This window comes from Paenibacillus sp. ICGEB2008, assembly GCF_000307675.1.
Lineage (GTDB): Bacteria > Bacillota > Bacilli > Paenibacillales > Paenibacillaceae > Paenibacillus > Paenibacillus polymyxa.
Map to the genome: position 1 here is coordinate 796,054 of NZ_AMQU01000007.1, position 20,271 is coordinate 816,324.

The window sequence follows — 20,271 nt, forward strand, 5'->3', positions numbered from 1 at the left end:
GCAAGCCGCAGCCTTCTGCGGCTTTTTTTTATTGCTTCCGGTGTAAAAACCGGGCTGGGAAAGGATGATCGTGGTATGAAAACCATTTTGCGAGTTCGCAATGTAGTCAAGGAATGGAACGGGACATCTATATTTGAGAATGTGTCGATGGATGTGACGGAAGGAGAACGACTCGCGTTGTTTGGGAGAAATGGAGCCGGTAAAACAACGTTATTACGAATATTGCTGGGAGATGAAGCGCCAACCTCCGGTCAAGTAGAACATGATTTGCCCATGGAAGAGCGAGGCTGGCTGAAGCAGCAGGATACAGTGGATAGGTCTCGAACCGCACTGGAGGCCGCACAGCAGGCCAGCCCTCGGCATTGGCGTCTCAAGCAAACGCTGGGAGAGCTGGAAGCTGACCTAGCCAATGCTGGTAAGGATATGGAGCAGCAACTGGAGCGTTACGGCGAGCTGATGGATGAATACGAACGCCTGCAAGGCTTTGCTTGGGAGTCTGAGGTGGAAAAGGCGCTCACCCGAATGGGAATGCCTGCACAGACGTGGTCCATTGCTTATGGTGATCTGAGTGGCGGACAGAAGACGAGAGTACGACTGGCTGGCCTGATGGTCAGGCAGCCCAAGCTGCTGGTACTGGATGAGCCAACCAACCATTTGGATGCCGAAAGTATGCTCTGGCTGGAGCAGTGGCTGTCCTCGTATCCTGGAACACTGCTGTTTGTATCGCATGACAGAGCCTTTTTGGATCAGGTGGCTACGAGTATAGTTGAGCTTACATCCACAGGTATTGAGCGCTATAAAGGTGGTTATAAGGAATATAAAGCGCAGAAGGAGCGGGAACTGCGAGAGCAGGAGGCGAGCTATCGGAAGCAGGAACTGGCGAGACAGGCGCTGGAGGAAACGATTCGAAATTACAGGGAATGGTTTCATCAGGCGTATCGCAGCGCATCCAAGGTTGAAATGGCCATTACGCAGAGCTTTTACAAGGCCAAGGCTAAAAAAAATATTTCCCGTTATCATGCAAAGGAGAAGGAATTGGAGCGACTGGAGGCTAACAGGGTAGAGCAACCACGTGAAGCTCCGTCTTTGCACATGAAATTAAATGACAGCGGGTTTCAGGCTAAATATTTGCTGCGTACTGAGCAGGTTGACTTTAGCTACGACGACCATGTCATCGTGAAAAATCTAAATCTGAACGTTGCACGTGGGGAGCGTTTGGCTGTTCGGGGGCCCAATGGAATTGGTAAAACCACGCTGCTTCGGTTATTAACAGGTCAGCTTGAACCGAAGACGGGAAAAATCACAGCCAACCCACAGTTGAATATCGGGTATTTTTCACAGGAGTTGGAGCAGCTTCCAGAGGATCAGACGTTGCTCGACAGTCTGCTTGCACTCCCAACCATGACCCAAACAAAAGCGAGAACAGTGCTGGGCTGTTTTTTATTTGCCAAAGAGGATGTATTCAAAAGGATCGGAACGCTCAGTATGGGAGAAAAATGCAGGGTAGCTTTTCTGCGTCTGTACTTTAGTGGAGCCAATCTGCTGGTGCTGGATGAACCGACGAATTACTTTGACATTGAAACCCGTGAAATTGTAGAGGACTCTTTACGCCGATATGATGGGGCACTGGTACTCGTCTCGCATGACCGGGAGCTGGTGCGTTGTACGTCAACTCGATTACTCGATATGCAGCCGGGGGGCGGATATGAAATCTACGAGGGGACGGCCGACGAAAAACAAGAAGATGAACGGAGAAGCATCCGAGAGCCCAAGGATCAGGGAGAGCGGGAGGAACGTCTACGATTACAGCTGCGTCTTACCGAACTGATGGGAATGACGGGGACGAGTGAAGCAAATGAGGAGCTCTTGAGCGATATCAGGCGCATTCGTGCCAAGCTGGATCAGTTGAATGATCCCGATATCTGAAGGAATGAAATATAGGCGCTGCTTGCCAAAGTGCAGTAGTTTGCATATAATAATGAACAATAGTTCGTATTTAGAAAATGTCTTGATGGAGAAGAGTAGGCAGTGTCCGATTGAACAGGGAGGAAGCGCCGTAGGATTGAGAGCGTTTCTGCAAATATTGGGCTGTTGAAGTTCGCTCCGGAGCAGTTCCTTGAACCTCAAGCGTCATGTAAATGGCGGTTGTGCAAGTAGGGGATACCGGTTCACGACCGTTACAACGTGCAGAGCGAGATGATGATGCATAGCATGAATGAACCCCCGTACTGATTGCCACAAGGCAACGCGTCGGGTAGCTGAACTTCATTGTCTAACGAGGGTGGTACCACGGTCTTTTCGTCCCTTTTCGGGAGAAAAGACCTTTTTTTGTTGTCTGAAAAGCTGGATATGAAGAAAGGGGACTGAACAGGCGATGAGCGAAACCATCCAAATGAAGGAACATTTGCTGGCCTTGAAGGAAGAAGCACTGGAAGTATTGGAGAAGGTGGAAACACCCAAGGAGCTGGCTGATCTACGAGTTAAATATTCGGGTAAAAAGGGTGCACTGACCGAAATTTTGCGCGGTATGGGCAAGCTGAGTGCGGAAGAGCGTCCAGTTGTTGGCCAGGTAGCCAATGAGGTGCGTGAGGCGATTGAAGAGGTCGTTAACCGTAAGCAGGACGAGTTCACGAAAGCAGAAACGAATGAGCGCCTGCAAGCAGAAAAAATCGACGTTACGTTGCCTGGACGCGCAATGCCGCAAGGCGGGCTCCACCCACTTAACAAAGTGATCGAGCAAATCGAAGATATTTTTACAGGTATGGGATATCGAGTGGCTGAGGGACCACAGGCAGAGACCGATTATTATAACTTCGAAGCTTTGAATCTGCCTAAAAACCACCCGGCACGTGATATGCAGGATTCATTTTACCTGACCGAGGATCTGTTGATGCGTACTCATACGTCACCAGTTCAGATTCGCGCGATGGAGGCGATGAAGGGTGAAACGCCTATTAAGGTGATTTGTCCGGGTACGGTATTCCGACGTGATGATGACGATGCAACGCATTCCTTCCAATTCCACCAAATTGAAGGCCTTGTGATTGGAAAAGACATTCGTATGAGTGATTTGAAAGGAACCTTGCTGCAATTTGCACGCGAAATGTTCGGGGAATCGACCGAAATCCGCTTGCGCCCAAGCTTCTTTCCGTTCACCGAGCCAAGTGCTGAAGTAGACGTGACTTTTGTGAAGAAAAACGGCGAGCGCGTGTGGATTGAAATTTTGGGCTGTGGTATGGTGCATCCGAAAGTGCTGGAAATGGGTGGTTTTGATCCCGAGGTGTACAGTGGCTTTGCATTCGGTATGGGTGTAGAACGGATAGCCATTTTGAAATACGGCATTGACGATATTCGCCATTTTTATAACAGCGATCTGTCGTTCTTGAAGCAGTTTGCGCGTCAATAAACAACTATATCAAGGGAAGTGAACCCATATGAAAGTATCATTCGAGTGGCTGTCCGAGTATGTATCACTGGATCAAGTGAGTGCGGAGGAGCTAGCAGAAAAAATCACCCGTTCGGGCATTGAAATTGATGAAGTTGAACATCGTAACCAAGGAATTACTGGCGTCGTTGTAGGCTATGTCAAAAGCAAGGAAAAGCACCCGGATGCGGATAAGCTGAATGTGTGTATTGTCGATGCGGGTCAGGGAGAAGACCTGCAAATTGTGTGTGGTGCCAAGAACGTGGATGCAGGTCAAAAGGTTCCTGTTGCAGTTGTAGGTGCCAAGCTACCAGGAGATTTTCATATTAAAAAGGCCAAGCTGCGTGGTGTTGTGTCCATGGGCATGATCTGCTCGGCCAAAGAACTGGGCATGAATGATAAGCTATTGCCAAAAGAATTGCAGGAAGGCATTTTGGTGTTGCCAGAGGATGCTGAAATTGGTACGCCAATTACGAAGCTGCTTGCCCTGGATGATCAGGTGCTGGATTTTGATTTGACACCCAACCGCTCGGATTGCCTGAGCATGCATGGAGCTGCATATGAAGTAAGTGCCATTCTAGGACGTGACATTTCGCTCGCTGACCCTGCTAAGGATCTGGTGGAAATTAGCGATGCTGCGGCAGATCACTTGTCCGTTAAGGTAGATACTCCTGAACTGTGCACACACTATGCAGCGCGTTATATCACAGGTGTTAAAGTGGGCCCTTCACCGTTATGGATTCAAAACCGTCTGATGGCGGCAGGTGTTCGTCCGATAAACAATATCGTAGATATTACGAACTACGTTATGCTGGAATATGGTCAGCCGTTGCATGCTTTTGATGCGGATAAGCTGGAAAATGGAAATATTGAGGTGCGACTTGCTCGTACAGGCGAAACTTTGATTACACTTGACAATCAGGAGCGTAAGCTGGAACCACATATGCTGTTGATCACAGACGGTGTAAAGCCGATTGCATTGGCAGGCGTGATGGGTGGAGCCAATTCTGAGGTTACGGATGCGACGGTTAGCATTGCGTTGGAATCTGCGAAGTTTGACGGCGGTACCGTTCGTAAAACATCCCGCCAACTGGGACTGCGTTCGGAAGCAAGTCTGCGTTTTGAAAAAGAGGTTGATCCAGGAGCTGTTATACCTGCTGTAAATCGTGCAGCTGCGCTGATTCAGCGTTATGCAGGGGGCACTGTACACCAGGGCATCGTAGAGTCTGCTTCTGCAAAAGCTAAAAACCACATTATCAAGCTGTCGCTAGATAAAATAAACCGATATTTGGGAACCGAACTGTCCCTGCTTGAGGTGAAGACGATTCTTGGTAGACTTCATTTTGGATGTGGCGATGCAGAACAAGGGGTGCTGGAAGTTGAAGTACCTACACGCCGTGGAGATATTACCATTGATGTGGACTTAATCGAAGAAGTGGCACGTCTGTATGGCTATGACAATATCCCAACCACGCCTATTGAGGGACCGACAACTCCAGGAGCTTTGACGGCATCGCAGTCCCTGCGTCGTTCCTTGCGCAGATTGCTGGCTCATGGTGGCTGGCAGGAAACGATCAGTTACTCTTTTGTGCATCCGCAAAGCACAGCTTTATTTAATGCTCTGACAGAAGGCAGCCATCCGGTACGTTTGGCTATGCCTATGAGCGAAGACCGTAGTGTATTGCGTACAAGCATCATTCCGCAAATGCTGGATACAGCGGTGTACAACATGAATCGGAAGCAAGATAATCTGGCGATTTTTGAGATGGGAACTGTATTTTATACAGAAGAGCAAACATTAACCCGCCAGCCGCAGGAAATTCAAGTGCTGAGTCTGCTGCTGACTGGAGTGCGCCGTGAAAAACAATGGAACATCGGAGCCGAAAAGGTCGACTTCTTTGATATTAAAGGTGCGCTTGAAACAGTGTTCGACTATTTTGGACTAAGTGCCAGCATTCGCTATGTGGCTGACCAGCCGCAAAGCTACCACCCAGGACGTTCCGCTTCGGTATGGCTGGATGTGAACGGAAACTCCCAACGGATCGGTACAGTTGGGCAGATTCATCCTGAACTGCAACAGTCCTATGGGCTGAACGATACGTATGTAGCTGAAATCGCGTTGCAACAGCTCGTTGAGCATGCAAACTCCCATATTCAGTTCAGAGAGCTGGCTCGCTTCCCGTCCGTGGAACGTGACATTGCCCTCGTGGTGAATAAAGACGTTGAGGCAGGTGAACTGCTTCGTGTTATTCACGCTGCAGGCGGAGAACTGTTGCAGGATGCACGGGTGTTTGATGTATTTACAGGCAGCAAGCTTGGTGAAGACAAGAAGAGCGTGGCTATTTCCCTGACCTATCGTCATTGGGAGCATACGTTGACGGATGAAGAGATTAATGCGGCGCATTCTCCTGTCGTTACGTCTCTAGAACAAACTTTTGGAGCGGAATTGAGAAAGTAGCAGGAAATGCGGGAAGCCGTATCGAATCTTAGTGACAGAGGTTCGATACGGCTTTTTGGCCTATCATCATAGAAGCTCTCTACTCTGATATTCACCCGCTGCGGGGAAGCCGGACTAATAAGGTTGAACGCTTCACGGAAGGCGGGTTACCCTAGTACCGGATACACCTTAGAATCAACATACAGTAGTATTGAAGGAGGGCATAATTGTGACTACACCAGATCGTACTCGCGTCACTGTAGAGATCTACGGTACTTCTTATAAACTTGTCGGCAGCAATAGCGATTATATGAAGCAGGTTGCTAATTACGTAGATGAACGTATGCACAGCATTTCTCAAGCACATTCGCGTCTGGATATGCCCCGAATTGCCGTGCTGGCTGCGGTTCATATGGCTGAAGAAGCTGTACAAATTCAGGAGATTCAGAGCCATATGAACCGCTTGGCAGCGGAACGGGCGGAGCTCCGGGGAGATCTGGCCCAACTCCAGACGGCTCTAGGGGAACAACAGCAGAAAAATACAGATATGCACCAAGCCCTTGTTCAATTGAGGGAAGAAAAAGAAACGACGCAGAAGAAACTGGTGGAGACCGAATCTACATCAGCCAAGGAAATTGCCGAACTAAGGGCAAAGCTTGAACAGCAGGAGAAAAAAGCGGCTGAACTTGAAAATGCACAAAAACAAGCTAAGCGTGAATTGGAAGAATCTCGTCAAGAGGCTTCTCGTAAGCTGAAAGAGCAGCAAGAGGCTGCAAATGCGCGTGTCCGGCAGACAGAAGAGCAGTTGAAGAAGGAAATAGCCGAAGCGGCTAAACAGGCTGAAGCTAAGCTTTCCGCTGCGGAAAAGGCTCATCAGGAGCGAAAACGTATAGAGCTGGACAATTTGCGATCTACTTTGCAGCAAGAGCATAGCCAGAAGATAAGCGAATGGCAGATCAAATGCTCCGGGCTGAATGAGCAGCTGGAGCAGGAACGTAAACAGGCTGAATTGGCTCTAAATGAGGAAAAGCTCCAGCATGAGGAAGCGCAGAAACGTGCTGAAGAAGCTGCACTGGAGCAGGAGATTCGGATGGAGGAGCTTCAGGAGCAATTAGAACAAGTACAAGCAGGAAATGCAGAGCTTTCTTCTCGTCTGGAGAAGGCTCAAGAGCAAGCTGCAGCATTGGAGCAACAACAGTCCGAGCTGGAGGCTGAACTGCAAACACAGCAACAGGCAGCAACAGAGCGGGAGCAGGCAAATACGCTTGCGCGTGAAGAACTGCAAAGCAGATATGATCAGTTGGTGAATGAAGCCAAGGCTACGCAGCAGCAGGCGGCTAAGCTGGAGGAAGAGCAGCGCCGGATGCAGAAGCTGCTGGAGCAAGCTCATGTATCTTCTCGCAAGCTGCAAAGCGAGCTGGCTACGCTGGCTGAAAGTGAGAAGTCATGGAAGAAGCTTGCAGAAGAACGTCAGTTGGCAGCCGATGAGTTGGAGCTTTCCCTGCTGGAAGCGCGTGAACAGAAGGAAGCGACAGAGGAACAACTACAGCAGACTGTGGCTGAGGTTGAGGCTGCTAATGATAAATATGCTTCACAACAGCAACGGCTGGTTCAACTTGAAGCGAAAATCAAGGAGCTGTCGCCTGAGCTGATTCGTGTTCAGGACGAGCTTGAGAAAGCCCAAGTCCGAGAGCAAGAGAGTGCGAAGGCGTATCAATCGCTTCAGGATCAATATGGAAGCATGAAGAGCCGAGCTGGACAGCTGGAGCAACATATTAAGCAACTCCAGCAGGAAAATCATGACCGGCAAAGTGAATTGGAACGTGCTGAGAAGGCCTCTGTGGAATGGCAGCTTAAATACGATCAGTTGAAGGCTGAAGCGGAACGTTTGGAAGCTGAAGATGCTGCCCGCAAGGAAGAATTTGCTTCTTGGGAACGGGAAATAGCGGTAACGATTGAACAAAAAGAACAGCTTCAGGAGGAGATTCGTTCCGCGGTTGAAGCTGCCAACACCGCAAAGGCAGAACAGCAGTCCATAGAGCAGGAACGCATGGCCTTGCAGTCTGAGTTAGATGAAGTAGGTCAAAAATATGAAATGGCGGCTCATCAGCTTCGTTTACTACAAGTACAACAGGACGTAGACCGAGAAAATGCAGAGAAGATTTCAACAGAATTGCGTCAACTAAAGGAAGAATACACCAAGCTTCAAACCGAGTATAATGAATGGATTGAGCTTATCGAACAGGATCAGTAGATACGGATTATAAATGTAAGGCAATCCCCGGCTGCTCATGGCCGGGGATTGTTTGTTTATGGTATCGCTAAGAAGTATAAATGACAAAAAGCTGTCCTTTGGCAGATGAATCTGCTTCGGGACAGCTATGCTGGAAGTGTTTGCCGAAATTATTTCCCTTCCTTGCGCCCGGCTTCAAATGGTGTCGATACCGGAATGAACAGATCGATAATCCCGATAACCAATGCAGCGAGCAATGCGCCCATAATCGAAACACTAACATGGGCCACGACATATTGAGCGACCCAGATAACCAGAGCGCTCACTAGAAAACCAACGATACCGCGTCCAAATGGAGAAACGCGTCGACCAAATATCGCCTCGACGATATAGCCAATCAAGGCAATGACAATGGCAAGGATCAGCGCACTCCAAAAGCCGCCTACACTAAATCCGGGAACGATCCAGCTTACGACCATCAGAACCAGAGCGGCAACGATGAAACGTACAATGTGCCCAAGAATGCTCACGGAATAACCTCCTTTGTTTTTTTGAATTAACAGGGTTAGACAAAGGTTAGTGTGTGGCATGAAGAGCTTTCTTATGTGTAAAGCAGAGTTGGCAAATAGCGTAAGTTTGCTGCTTTCGGTATAATATAGATATAAGTGAAAGGAGCAGTGAAGTTGGACTCTAAAATTTTTAAAACCCTTGAATATCAAAAAATTCTAAATAAACTAAGTCACTATGCCCAAACGGCAACGGGACAACAGACAGCCCTTCGATTACAGCCCAGCGATGATTTGGAGCATATCAAGAAATTGCTGAAAGGTACGGATGAGGCCTATGCTGCTGATCGGCTGAAAGGAGTGCCTTCATTTAACGGAGTGGTGGATATCACTCCTACGGTGAAGCGTGCCCGTATTGGAGGAACGTTAAGTCCGCAGGAGTTACATGGTATTCGGACAACGGTTCAAGCTGCACGCCGTATACAGGTGTATGTAACAAGTTTGCATGAGGAAAATCCGGTTGAAACATTGCTGTATTGGAGTGAGCAACTTTCGGAACAAAGAAGTTTGGAAAACTCCATTAAAGGCTGTATTGACGAAAATGCAGAGGTACTGGATTCTGCCAGTACAGAGCTTTCACAAATTCGCCGGGAACTGCGCTCCGGTGAAGTGCGTATTCGTGAAAAGCTGGATTCCATGATTCGTTCCTCAACTGTGTCCAAAATGCTTCAGGATCAGTTGATTACGATTCGTGGAGATCGGTTTGTCATCCCGGTCAAGGCCGAATACCGTTCTTATTTTGGCGGAATTGTGCATGATCAATCCGGGTCTGGCGCAACCTTGTTTATCGAGCCAGAATCCATCGTGGCCATGAACAACAAGCTGAGGGAAACCAGGCTGAGAGAAGAGCGTGAAATTGAAGTCATTTTACAAAAGCTGACCGCACTTGTCGCAGAACAAGCGGATATGTTGCTGTATGATGTGGATATTTTAGGCAATCTTGATTTTATTTTTGCGAAAGCTCGTCTCGCTCGTGAAATGAAGGCAACGCTTCCCTTAATGAATGATCGCGGGTACTTGAAGCTGAAAAAGGGTAGACACCCTCTAATTCCGTTGGAACAGGTCGTTCCCATAGATGTGGAACTGGGTAATTCGTACACCTCCATTATCGTTACCGGACCGAACACAGGGGGGAAAACCGTTACCCTGAAAACGATAGGTCTGCTAAGCTTGATGGCGATGTCTGGACTGTTTGTGCCTGTTGAGGATGAAAGCCAGCTCTGCGTGTTTGATGCAATCTATGCCGATATTGGTGACGAGCAGAGCATTGAGCAAAACTTGAGTACATTTTCCAGTCACATGACCAATATTATTAGCATCTTGAAAAATATGACACCCAAAAGTCTTGTATTGCTTGACGAAGTGGGAGCAGGAACGGACCCGGCAGAAGGTTCTGCCCTGGCTGTATCTATTCTGGAGCATATACATGCTCTGGGTTGCCGCATGGTGGCGACGACTCACTATAGTGAATTGAAGGCGTATGCCTATGAGCGCAAAGGAATTATTAATGCAAGTATGGAGTTTGATGTCGCTACATTAAGCCCGACTTACCGCCTTCTGGTTGGTGTACCTGGGCGAAGTAACGCTTTTGCTATTGCCGAGCGATTGGGATTACCAGGACGTATATTAGACTATGCCCGTGGTGAGGTAACCGAAGAAGACCAGCGCGTCGAGCACATGATTGCGTCACTGGAGCAGAACCGTTTGACCGCTGAGCAAGAACGGGAAAAAGCAGAGCAGCTGCGTAAGGAAATGGAAGTATTGCGTACACGTCATAAGACCGAGCTAGATAAGCTGGAGTCACAACGGGACCGTATGCTAGAAAAGGCCGAAGACGAAGCAAGAGTTCTCGTGGATAAGGCTCGTAGTGAAGCAGAGAAAATCATTACGGATTTGCGTAAATTGGCTCAGGAAGAGGGAGCCTCGGTTAAGGAGCACAAGCTGATTGCAGCTCGTAGAGAACTGGATGAAGCAGAACCGAAACAACGTAAGAAAAGTACAGTCAAACGTCCGGCGACTCCGCGTACTCGTTCCATCATGGCTGGCGATGAAGTATCAGTTCACAGTCTGAATAAAAAAGGCCATGTGGTTGAACTAACTGGCAGCAAGGAAGCTATCGTTCAACTGGGTATCATGAAAATGAAGGTCAGTCTGGATGATCTGGAGCTGCTGCAACCAGCCCCAACGACTACTCCAAAGGTCCAAAAGCCAGTGACTGGCGTTAAGCGGACACGGGATGATAACGTGCGAAGTGAACTTGACCTTCGGGGGGCAAACGTGGAGGAAGCGCTGATGGAGGTGGACCGCTTCATGGATGAAGCGTTTTTAGCCAATCTGGGTCAGGTATACATTATTCACGGCAAAGGTACGGGGGTCCTGAGAACTGGTATTCAGGAGTACCTTCGCAAGCATAAGCATGTGAAAAGCTACCGTATCGGTAACTACAATGAAGGCGGCACGGGTGTAACGGTTGCTGAATTGGAATAGATATGGGTTGCTGACCGAGAACGCTTGGTAGAACGGGAGGGACGAGGTGAAGATGGCGATTGATGAATTGCTATCACATCCGTTGGGGATGATGCTGGGTTATTTCTCCGTGGCGGTGCTGGAGTTGATTGTATTTTTGTCCTGCTTTGAGCTGGTAACCCGTTATAAATGCTGGGAAGAGATCAAGCGAGGCAATGTTTCGGTAGCCATGGCAACGGGTGGGAAAATGTTTGGTATTTGCAACGTGCTCCGCTTTGCGATGGAGGCTAAATCCAGCGTATATGATACGATGATCTGGTCATTCGTTGGTTTTTTACTGCTACTTGCGGCGTACTTTCTTTTTGAATTTCTGACACCCGTATTTTCTATCGATCAAGAGATTAAAGAAGATAACCGTGCGGTCGGCTTGTTCTCTATGATTATTTCAATATCGTTATCGTATGTGATTGGTGCGAGTGTAACTTGACACATCCTGTATACTAAAGCTTGGTATACGGAACGGAAGGATGATAAAGCTTGGAAATGACTATTTGTCCATGGTGTAACATGGAAATTATTTGGGATGAAGAATTAGGACCTGAAGAAGAGTGTCCTTATTGCCATAATGATCTGAAAGGATACTCAGACATAGCCGATGACGAAGAGGAGTCTGAGCCAGTTTCTCCATCTGTTCACAGACATACGGATGGGCATGAAGATGCGACACACGATCATGCGGTTTCTGTAAGTCCGGCGCTCGGCGCTCATGGAAAAGAAGACCTCAAGGGTTATCGTACATTAAGTATTCAGCTCGGCGATGATGAGGAGCAGGATATTTTATACGAGGCAGAGGATGAAATCGTATCTGAAAAGCCAGCTGATGCACCGTTATTGCAGGATAATGAGCTTCATAAGCTGCCTGTGCTGCATACTTTACAAAAATTCGAAGAAAGCGGTGCGGATCTAATGGCTTATGAGCAAGGTGCTGAACAATTACTCGACAGACAAGATGAGGTTCTTGAATGTTCCCAATGTGGAGAGTATATGCTGCATGCGGGTTCGCAAACCGTAACCAGAGAGGGTTTCGAACCATCGATGTCTCCGGTGCTCGGCAAACCTGTTCTGGACTTGCCGTTCGTCTTGAATGTTTATGTGTGTCCTAGCTGCTTCCATGTTCAGCAGACTTTGTCAGAGAATGACCGACTGCGAATGCTGGAGAAGCTCAGCGGTATTTCCAATAATTAAATGGCAATTCCCCGGATAGGTCCCAGCTCAATACGGGCATGTTAAATCAAAGAAATCTTTGAACAAGCTGACTCGTAATAAGCTGATTGGTGATTTTTCCGTTAGGGGGAACTGCATTGAAATCAAACCTGAACGGACAATCCATTCTGCTATTAAGCTTGAATGGATTGTTTGTGTTTGCAGCAGCATTGTCCGGCACATTTCTTAATGTGTATTTGTGGAAAAGCAGGCAGGATTACGCGATGATCGGCTGGTTTAATGTCAGTCAACAAATTGCGCTGGGAATTATGGTCTGGGTAGCTGGAAAGTGGGTCAAGGAACATAATAAAATGAATGCCCTGCGCGTGGGAACCGCATTGTCCGGCTTATTTTATCTCATCGTGTTGTATACAGGACCGCAGGCTGTAAACTACATATGGCCGCTCGGAATGTTGTTGGGTGCAGCCTTAGGTTTATTTTGGCTAGCGTTTAATGTCATCTTTTTCGAAGTCACGGATCAGGCAAGCCGTGATCATTTTAACGGATGGGTGGGTCTGCTGGGCTCGTTTTCCGGTATAGTGGGTCCTTGGCTCTCTGGTTGGATTATTGCGCGTATGGAGGATGACGCGGGTTATCGCGTGATATTCAGTATTTCTTTGGCCTTTTATGTCGTAGGAGTGGTGTTAAGTTTCTTTCTTCGCAAGCGTAAACCGACAGGAAAGTACAATTGGAAAGAGCCTAAGCAGCGTTTGTCGCAAAAAGGAAGTATGTGGCGTCCGTTGTCGTTATCACTTGTTACACAGGGCATCCGTGAAGGAGTGTTTGCTTTCCTGATTACGCTGCTCGTGTATGTAGTTACTCAACAGGAATGGAAGCTAGCACAGTTTTCACTTATTACATCGGGGGTTTCATTTTTCAGCTTTTGGGCTGTCGGAAAATGGCTCAAGCCACACTATCGCTCGGCTGGTATGTTGTTGGGTGCCGTGCTGTTGGTGATCGCGCTTTTACCATTATTGTGGCGTATGGAGTATAGCACGCTGCTGATTATGGGGATTGGCACCGCTTTGTTCATGCCCTTGTATTTAATTCCTATGATCTCTGCGAGCTTTGATCTAATGGGTACGAGTGAAGGAGATGCTAATCAGAGAGTGGAACTGGTTGTACTGCGCGAACTATGCTTAATGATAGGTCGGTTGACAGGAACACTCGTTTTCTTGGGTGTCCTAAGTATTAGCAAGGCTCCTACAGCGATGATCTGGTTGTTGATTGGGCTGGCATTAATGCCAGTGATTGGATGGGTTTTTATGCGAAGTGTGCTGAAAATGGAACAAAAAACGAAGCAAAGCAAGTCTCATTCCCATGCACGACGCTTGCACAAGCAAACCGAATAATTGAAAAATTCAATACAAAAGAGCCTCCAAATCCGTTGATATAGGAAAAGGAGGTCTTTTTGTATCACATTCAAATCATCGGTTCTGTTGTCTCAGGCGAGGGTTTGGTGGGACGGGTCAGAGAAAAAAGCTCCATTTCAGGTCGGTGTGTGCCCGTCAGTTCATCAGCCAATAGCTGTGCGGCCACCATGCTCGTAACCGTCCCATTTCCCCCGTAACCCTCCAAAAAGTAGCAGTTAGGAAAACGCGGATGTGGACCAATATACGGCAAGCCGTCGTGAGAAGAGCCGAATACAGCCGCCCAAGCATAATCGATTTGAAAGGGGACACCGGGAAAATGTCTCTGTAGTGCTTGCAGCAGCTTGTGCTGTTGGTGCAACAGCCTGATTTCACGTTGCTTGGAGTCCAGTACAGGTTCATCCAAACCACCAATGATGATGCGCCCTTCCTGTGTTGAGCGCATATATAGATAAGGACGAGCAGTTTCCCAGATCAGACACTGTTCATGCCATAAAGGCGCCTCTCCGATTGGATTGGTGGCGATAGCGTAAGAGCTTTCTAGCACGGCTCCGCGATCTGTTTTAATCTCTTGTGTTTCATAACCTGTTGCAAAAACAACTTTTTTTTGCACGGATCATCCGGCCATTGGCATGACAAACGACCTCATTTTCTTTGAATTCAAAATGCTTAGCTTCTGTATGCTCATATAAGCGAACACCGAGACGGCTGGCAGATTGCAGCAGTCCCTGGGCAAACAAAAATGGATTAACCTCGGCATCTTCGTGCGTATACAAGGCTGCTGGTTTTCGAAATGGAAATCGGGCAGCAACCTGTTGCTCATCCCAGTATTCCACTGGAAATCCAAAACGGGTTAACTGTTTATATTCTTCCTGCAGCACCTGCACATCCTCTGCAGTACTTGCGTAGTACAGGCTGCTGCGGCGAATAAAGGAAGGGTCTCTGTCCAGTGTGGCAGCCAGTTGATCTAGCTGATTCAGAGCATCCCTACACATACGGTAAAACAGTACGCCGTTGGTCTCGCCAAACGTGTTAATAAAAGAGGTTAAAGTCTTGTCATTGCTATATTGCAGCAATCCAGTATTGGCTGAAGAACTTCCATGTACCAGCCTTCGCTTGTCAATAAGTACAGTGTCAACCTGTCGTTCTCCTAATAACCGGGAGCAGATGGATCCGCCCATCCCGCCGCCGATGATTAGTACATCACAATTTATATCCTCAGCTAAAGGAGGAAAATCCAGCGTTTGCTCCAAGGTACTCGGCCAATACGTATTCCCGCTTATTAATTCCATATAAATAGCACTCCCCATAGGCAATATGTAGTATCTCTTATGTGTACATAGTATTTCGCCAAACGGACAAGATAACCAGCGTGCAACAAAACATTTAAGGAGGGACAAAAAGACTATGCAATCTATGAACATGCAACCCTTGTCAGGCAAAGAACTGGAGTACATCGTTGACTCCATTTCCAATGAGGAACTCCTGTTAAAACAATGTGCGGCGACAGCAGCGTCTATTCAGCAGCCTGCCATTCAACAAGCCTGTTTGCAACTGGCGAAAACTCATGAGCACCACTTGAATGTACTTTTCAATGCTCTTCAACAGCATCAGCAGCTTGCTCCAATGCAACCGCAGCAGTAATTTGGATTACCAAACAAAGGAGGTTTGACAGGATGTATTCACAAAACAATATGTCATTTATGCCCGAAGAAGATTTGCTCTATAGCATTCTTGCTGATATGAAACGTACAGTACGCGAGTACACAACAGCGACGACAGAATCCAATTGTCCGTCTGTGCGTCAGATGTTCACCGACCTTACGAATGATACATTGCGTATGCAAGGTGATTTGTATCATCTAATGAGCCAGAACAATATGTACGCCGCCCCAACGAAAGCACTGCGCATTGATTTGGACAAACAGATTCAAGAAGCTCGCAAGACCCAACAGGAATGCCAACAGTTCATTCAGCAGAAGTCATCATCCGCCAGAGCATATGGCCAGCCTATGCATCAAGGCCAGTCTACTCACCAAAGTAACCCTTATTATATGTAAACGGGATTTTCCGTTTTTGAAGCAATTTCCCATAACAGCCGTCCGTCTGCCGGGTTTACCGGAGAGGACGGTTTTTCTTTGCAGGTTTAAAGTGCGTATTGTATGATGTATAGTAATCTCTTTCGATGGAGGCCTTATGTAGAATGACAGAGCTGAATGAATTGAAATTAAAAGTACTGGAATTGTTAAAAGAAGATGCAAGAAGAACACCGACTTTGTTGGCTACTTTGCTGGGGGTTGACGAGCAGGATGTACGCACCTCAATTAAAGAGCTCGAAGATCAACATGTGATTGTCAAGTACGCCGCTGTAGTCAATTGGGACAAAGTTGATGACGAAAAGGTTACCGCTTTGATTGAAGTACAGATTACACCTGAGCGTGGAAGAGGATTTGAAGGGATTGCAGAGCGGATTTATTTGTATCCGCAAGTTAAATCTGTTTATCTCATGTCCGGAGCATATGACTTGCTGGTAGAGGTGGAGGGCCGAAACCTCCGTGAAGTCGCTAATTTTGTGTCGGAGAAACTGTCGCCTATTGACTCGGTTTTGTCTACCAAGACTAATTTTACGCTTAAAAAATACAAGCAGGACGGAATTATCTTTGAGGACCATGAGGAAGATAATCGTCTGATGATTTCGCCGTAAAGGAAGATCATGATGAATCTCAAAACAGAAGCATTTACCGACAGCAACAAAGCCATGAGTTCTTATTTATCCCCATTGGTACGCGAGATCCCATCATCGGGTATTCGTAAGTTTTTTGACCTGGTGGGTGGTAACAAGGACATTATTACCCTGGGGGTAGGCGAACCCGATTTTACAACCCCTTGGCACATGCGGGAAGCCTGTGTCTATTCATTGGAGCGAGGCTTCACCAGCTATACATCTAATGCGGGAACGCCAGAACTGCGTGAAGCGATTAGTGAGTATCTGAATGAGCAATTTGACGTCCGCTATGATCCTAAAAATGAGATTATCGTAACAGTTGGAGGTAGCGAGGCGATTGATCTTGCGTTGCGCGCCTTAATTGTACCTGGTGATGAAATTCTTGTGCCTGAGCCGTGTTACATCTCCTATTCTCCAATCACTTCGATTGGAGGCGGGATTCCGGTCGGCATTGAAACGTTTGCCAAGGACGAGTTTAAGCTGACGGCTGAGGCGCTGGAGGCCAAAATTACACCTAAATCCAAGGTGCTAATTTTATGCTATCCGAGCAACCCGACCGGTGCTACGATGACTTATGAAGATTGGCTTCCGATTGCAGAAATCGTGGAAAAACATGATTTGATCGTCATCTCTGATGAAATCTATGCCGAATTGAATTATGGCGATAAGCACGTCAGCTTTGCTTCGGTACCAGGTATGATGGATCGTACGATTCTCGTCAGTGGTTTTTCCAAAGCCTTCGCTATGACTGGCTGGCGTATTGGATATACTTGCGGGCATCCTGATTTGATTGCTGCTATGCTCAAAATCCATCAGTACACCGTCATGTGTGCGCCCTCTATGGGCCAAGTTGCAGCCTTGGAAGGCTTGCGAAATGGTATGGGTGAAAAAGATCGAATGGTAGAAGCCTATAATCAGCGTCGTCGTCTGATGGTTGAGGGATTCCGTGACATTGGTCTGGAATGCCACGAGCCAAGAGGGGCTTTTTACGTTTTCCCGAGTATTCAAAGCACAGGCCTCAGCTCGGATGAATTTGCACAGCGCCTACTGGCAGAGGCCAAAGTTGCGGCTGTACCGGGCAATGTGTTTGGTTTGGGAGGCGAAGGGTATCTTCGTTGCTCATACGCGACTTCTGTCACTCAGCTTACGGAAGCTTTGGATCGAATTGGTCATTTTGTAGAAAAAGTGAAAAAAGAAGGTTAAATTTATTTTTTTTATGGGTAATTCATAGAAAATAGTCTTTTATTTCTAAATTTCTATGCTATAATTTGAAATCGGAAGCAGGAAGTTCAATTTTTCAATTACAGGAGGAGTGCTCATGTCATATGTTGGATATAATTCGCCGAGTTCAATAGGATACGACATTTCCCTGGAAGATGAAATTTTGTTCCTGCGCAATGAGATGATGCGGACGTTTCAGGAAGAGCAGTCCTTGACCTCTGATCTTGTCATCGAGATTAGCTGCAAACTAGATTTGAAAATCAATGAATACATGAAGCTGTACGGTACGGAATGCAGAGTGTAACTGTGTGAAGTCACCATAGCTACGAAGAAGGCCGCAGGGCCTTCTTTTTTTGCGTTCACAACTTATGATATATTAGTGGCATGGAAGAGGGGGCGTACAGATGAAAGCAGGGCTAAAAAGGCTATCGCCATGGATCATCGGAATCATAGCACTTGTACTATTGGCTGGATGTGGGGGGCGAGACAAGGACAGCTTCTCCATATTTATTATGGATAAAGGGGATGCTTCAGTCATTCGTGACGAGCTGGCACAAAAGCTTAAGGATAAGCTGGGCGAACAGGCTCCGACAATCGAGATTTCAGTCAGCCCACTGTATAATCAGCAGAAGCTGGTCGTAGAATATGCGGCCGGAGAACATGATTTGTTTCTTTTGCCGGAAGAGGACATGAAGTTGTATGGACAAAATGGTTCGAATCTACCCTTAGATGATGCCTTTGACAAGAAGACATATGTCCGGGGTGTATTCGAAGGCGGCGTATTTAAGAAAAAGGAGCAAGGGGAAGAAGGAACGGATGTCATCAAGGAAACTCATTTGTTCGGAATTCCGGTGGAGCAGATGAAGATGTTTAAGGACCTAAAATATAACTCAAACACATTATTTGCTACCGTACCGCCACGCACAAGCAATAAGGAAGAAGCCATCAAGGTGCTGAAAGCACTCACAGAATGATAAAGGGGATGAAAAAGTATGGGGATTTATACCAGAACAGGTGATGAAGGTCAAACTTCTGTGATCGGCGGTCGAGTGTCTAAAGATGACGACCGTGTGGAGGCGTACGGTACCATTGACGAGCTGAACAGCTTTGTAGGACAAGCGATCAGCTTTGCCGAAGGGGAAAAGTTTGCGGACATTCGGACTCAATTGGAGGAAATACAGCAGGAGCTGTTCGATTGTGGTTCAGATTTGGCGTTTGTTAAAATCAGTGAAAGTAAATATAAGGTCAAAGACGAGCTGGCAGAGCGGCTGGAAGGCTGGATTGATGCATGCCAGGAGGAAAACCCGAAGGTGGAGCGCTTTATTATCCCGGGAGGCAGTACATTATCTTCGACGCTTCATGTTTGCCGCACGGTTTGCCGACGTGCGGAACGCCGTGCTGTTACACTAGGTAAGCACACAGATATCAATCCTGCGGTACGTCGGTATTTGAACCGCCTGTCCGATTATTTCTTTGTTGTGGCTCGCACTGCGAATGTACGTCAGGGTGTACCTGATGTCGAATATGTTCGCAGCAAAAAAGTGTTCCGCAAATAAGGAGGCAATCAGGAATTTGTGATGAGCTTGTACTATGAACCTATCGTATATATGATCTCTCCTGAAGAGGAGGGCATGCTGCTGAAGACCATTCTACAAAAACGTATGAACATTTCTCGCAAGCTCATATCCAAACTCAAGCTGACCGAACAGGGGATCTTGCTGAACGGGATACGTGTGTATATCAGTGTAAAGGTGAAGTCCGGGGATCGAGTAGAGATCCGCATGGAGCGCGAGCGTTCCGATGATATTTTACCGGAACCCATTCCTTTTGAGATTTTGTTTGAGGATGAACATCTGTTAGTAGTGAACAAGGCGGCGGGGATGATTGTCCATCCGACTCACGGTCATTACACAGGAACGCTGGCGAACGGGGTTGTGCATTATTGGCAGACCAAGGGAGAACTGTTTCGGTTTCGTCCTGTTCATCGTCTTGATCAGGAGACGACCGGCGTGCTGGTTGTAGCTAAAAATCCGTATGTACACCAGCATATTTCCGAACAGATGATTGCGGGAACGGTGGACAAGCGCTATACAGCTTTAGTGCATGGGCGCCCTGAGCAGCAGGAAGGCAGGGTGGACGGACCGATTGACCGCAACCCGGATAATCCGCATTTGCGTATGGTGACTCCAGATGGTTATCCTGCCCTTACGCTATATAAGCTGGAGGAAGTATGGAGCGAAGGAAGCCGCATCGGTCTAAAATTGGAATCCGGACGTACGCACCAAATTCGGGTTCACATGACATATATCGGATGCCCGTTGATCGGAGACAAAATGTACCGGATTACACCCGATGACGCTGTGCAACGTGAGCGATATGATCAGCTTGATGCCAAGATGCCTCGACAAGCCCTGCATGCTTCAGAATTATCCTTGGTGCACCCTGTGACCGGGGAGCGAATGACGTTTTGTGCTCCTCTACCGGATGATATGATCGGAATGCAAGAGCTGTTAAGGGCTCAATATCCAGAATAAATATTCAACAAAGATTGAAACCAAATGGAGGT

At 47.4% G+C, this 20,271-nt stretch carries 17 protein-coding genes and 1 pseudogene; 16 read left to right on the forward strand and 2 right to left on the reverse strand.

The window, feature by feature from the left end; translation table 11 throughout:
* Nucleotides 1-75 precede the first annotated feature (75 nt).
* The 4 genes from abc-f to C400_RS0108345 all read left to right on the forward strand — a co-directional run bounded on the left by abc-f (nt 76) and on the right by C400_RS0108345 (nt 8,115).
* A complete protein-coding gene (gene abc-f / locus C400_RS0108330; RefSeq protein WP_019686695.1) occupies nt 76-1,926 on the forward strand; it encodes a ribosomal protection-like ABC-F family protein in 1,851 nt (616 codons plus the stop codon).
* A 448-nt stretch (nt 1,927-2,374) separates the two neighbouring features.
* Nucleotides 2,375-3,406 (forward strand): phenylalanine--tRNA ligase subunit alpha, encoded by a 1,032-nt coding sequence (pheS, locus tag C400_RS0108335; protein WP_016820540.1) that lies wholly within the window; start codon nt 2,375-2,377, stop codon nt 3,404-3,406.
* A 28-nt stretch (nt 3,407-3,434) separates the two neighbouring features.
* On the forward strand, nt 3,435-5,882 hold the full coding sequence (pheT, locus tag C400_RS0108340; protein ID WP_017426637.1) for a phenylalanine--tRNA ligase subunit beta: 2,448 nt from the start codon (nt 3,435-3,437) through the stop codon (nt 5,880-5,882).
* Nucleotides 5,883-6,090: 208 nt separating this feature from the next.
* Entirely contained in the window at nt 6,091-8,115 is a 2,025-nt protein-coding gene (locus C400_RS0108345; protein ID WP_017426638.1) for a DNA repair ATPase, read from the forward strand.
* Nucleotides 8,116-8,264: 149 nt separating this feature from the next.
* Here the strand turns inward: C400_RS0108345 and C400_RS0108350 are convergent, their stop codons facing one another.
* On the reverse strand, nt 8,265-8,624 hold the full coding sequence (locus C400_RS0108350) for a phage holin family protein (RefSeq protein ID WP_016820537.1): 360 nt from the start codon (nt 8,622-8,624) through the stop codon (nt 8,265-8,267).
* A gap of 153 nt (nt 8,625-8,777) precedes the next feature.
* On the opposite strand from C400_RS0108350, the gene C400_RS0108355 reads away from it, so the two are divergent.
* From C400_RS0108355 to C400_RS0108370, 4 genes are all read left to right on the forward strand, one after another.
* The gene (locus tag C400_RS0108355) at nt 8,778-11,147 is read left to right on the forward strand and encodes an endonuclease MutS2 (protein ID WP_017426639.1); all 2,370 of its coding nucleotides are present in this window, start codon (nt 8,778-8,780) and stop codon (nt 11,145-11,147) included.
* 52 nt (nt 11,148-11,199) lie between these two features.
* Nucleotides 11,200-11,613: a DUF350 domain-containing protein gene (locus C400_RS0108360; RefSeq protein WP_014599569.1), complete on the forward strand. Its 414-nt coding sequence runs from the start codon at nt 11,200-11,202 to the stop codon at nt 11,611-11,613.
* A gap of 50 nt (nt 11,614-11,663) precedes the next feature.
* Complete coding sequence (locus C400_RS0108365) at nt 11,664-12,371, forward strand: hypothetical protein (RefSeq protein ID WP_017426640.1); 708 nt, start codon at nt 11,664-11,666, stop codon at nt 12,369-12,371.
* Nucleotides 12,372-12,487: 116 nt separating this feature from the next.
* Nucleotides 12,488-13,741 carry an MFS transporter gene (locus tag C400_RS0108370; protein WP_017426641.1) on the forward strand — a complete coding sequence of 418 codons (1,254 nt, stop codon included), beginning with the start codon at nt 12,488-12,490 and terminating at the stop codon, nt 13,739-13,741.
* 70 nt (nt 13,742-13,811) lie between these two features.
* Here C400_RS0108370 and C400_RS0108375 read toward each other — a convergent pair.
* Nucleotides 13,812-15,051, reverse strand: a pseudogene (locus tag C400_RS0108375) (NAD(P)/FAD-dependent oxidoreductase).
* Between the two features lie 115 nt (nt 15,052-15,166).
* Between C400_RS0108375 and C400_RS0108380 the strand changes: the two are divergent.
* From C400_RS0108380 to C400_RS0108415, 8 genes are all read left to right on the forward strand, one after another.
* Nucleotides 15,167-15,403, forward strand: coding sequence for a hypothetical protein (locus C400_RS0108380; RefSeq protein WP_016820532.1), 237 nt, complete (start codon nt 15,167-15,169; stop codon nt 15,401-15,403).
* A 32-nt stretch (nt 15,404-15,435) separates the two neighbouring features.
* Nucleotides 15,436-15,819, forward strand: a complete 384-nt coding sequence (locus tag C400_RS0108385) for a spore coat protein (RefSeq protein ID WP_016820531.1) — start codon at nt 15,436-15,438, stop codon at nt 15,817-15,819.
* 143 nt (nt 15,820-15,962) lie between these two features.
* The gene (locus C400_RS0108390; RefSeq protein ID WP_016820530.1) at nt 15,963-16,463 is read left to right on the forward strand and encodes an Lrp/AsnC family transcriptional regulator; all 501 of its coding nucleotides are present in this window, start codon (nt 15,963-15,965) and stop codon (nt 16,461-16,463) included.
* Nucleotides 16,464-16,475: 12 nt separating this feature from the next.
* Nucleotides 16,476-17,687 carry an aminotransferase class I/II-fold pyridoxal phosphate-dependent enzyme gene (locus C400_RS0108395; protein ID WP_016820529.1) on the forward strand — a complete coding sequence of 404 codons (1,212 nt, stop codon included), beginning with the start codon at nt 16,476-16,478 and terminating at the stop codon, nt 17,685-17,687.
* Between the two features lie 115 nt (nt 17,688-17,802).
* Entirely contained in the window at nt 17,803-18,009 is a 207-nt protein-coding gene (locus C400_RS0108400; protein ID WP_016820528.1) for an aspartyl-phosphate phosphatase Spo0E family protein, read from the forward strand.
* Between the two features lie 100 nt (nt 18,010-18,109).
* Nucleotides 18,110-18,679: a hypothetical protein gene (locus tag C400_RS0108405; RefSeq protein ID WP_017426642.1), complete on the forward strand. Its 570-nt coding sequence runs from the start codon at nt 18,110-18,112 to the stop codon at nt 18,677-18,679.
* Nucleotides 18,680-18,697: 18 nt separating this feature from the next.
* The gene (locus C400_RS0108410) at nt 18,698-19,261 is read left to right on the forward strand and encodes a cob(I)yrinic acid a,c-diamide adenosyltransferase (RefSeq protein WP_016820526.1); all 564 of its coding nucleotides are present in this window, start codon (nt 18,698-18,700) and stop codon (nt 19,259-19,261) included.
* Nucleotides 19,262-19,282: 21 nt separating this feature from the next.
* Complete coding sequence (locus tag C400_RS0108415) at nt 19,283-20,239, forward strand: RluA family pseudouridine synthase (RefSeq protein WP_017426643.1); 957 nt, start codon at nt 19,283-19,285, stop codon at nt 20,237-20,239.
* Nucleotides 20,240-20,271: the final 32 nt, after the last annotated feature.

What these genes read in the sequence shown, in the direction of transcription:
- C400_RS0108400 (WP_016820528.1), top strand. Translation starts at nt 17,803, where the DNA reads ATGTCATATGTTGGATATAATTCGCCGAGTTCAATAGGATACGACATT.
- C400_RS0108385 (WP_016820531.1), top strand. Translation starts at nt 15,436, where the DNA reads ATGTATTCACAAAACAATATGTCATTTATGCCCGAAGAAGATTTGCTC.
- C400_RS0108390 (WP_016820530.1), top strand. Translation starts at nt 15,963, where the DNA reads ATGACAGAGCTGAATGAATTGAAATTAAAAGTACTGGAATTGTTAAAA.
- C400_RS0108415 (WP_017426643.1), top strand. Translation starts at nt 19,283, where the DNA reads ATGAGCTTGTACTATGAACCTATCGTATATATGATCTCTCCTGAAGAG.
- C400_RS0108410 (WP_016820526.1), top strand. Translation starts at nt 18,698, where the DNA reads ATGGGGATTTATACCAGAACAGGTGATGAAGGTCAAACTTCTGTGATC.
- C400_RS0108395 (WP_016820529.1), top strand. Translation starts at nt 16,476, where the DNA reads ATGAATCTCAAAACAGAAGCATTTACCGACAGCAACAAAGCCATGAGT.
- C400_RS0108405 (WP_017426642.1), top strand. Translation starts at nt 18,110, where the DNA reads ATGAAAGCAGGGCTAAAAAGGCTATCGCCATGGATCATCGGAATCATA.
- C400_RS0108360 (WP_014599569.1), top strand. Translation starts at nt 11,200, where the DNA reads ATGGCGATTGATGAATTGCTATCACATCCGTTGGGGATGATGCTGGGT.
- pheS (WP_016820540.1), top strand. Translation starts at nt 2,375, where the DNA reads ATGAGCGAAACCATCCAAATGAAGGAACATTTGCTGGCCTTGAAGGAA.
- C400_RS0108380 (WP_016820532.1), top strand. Translation starts at nt 15,167, where the DNA reads ATGCAATCTATGAACATGCAACCCTTGTCAGGCAAAGAACTGGAGTAC.
- pheT (WP_017426637.1), top strand. Translation starts at nt 3,435, where the DNA reads ATGAAAGTATCATTCGAGTGGCTGTCCGAGTATGTATCACTGGATCAA.
- abc-f (WP_019686695.1), top strand. Translation starts at nt 76, where the DNA reads ATGAAAACCATTTTGCGAGTTCGCAATGTAGTCAAGGAATGGAACGGG.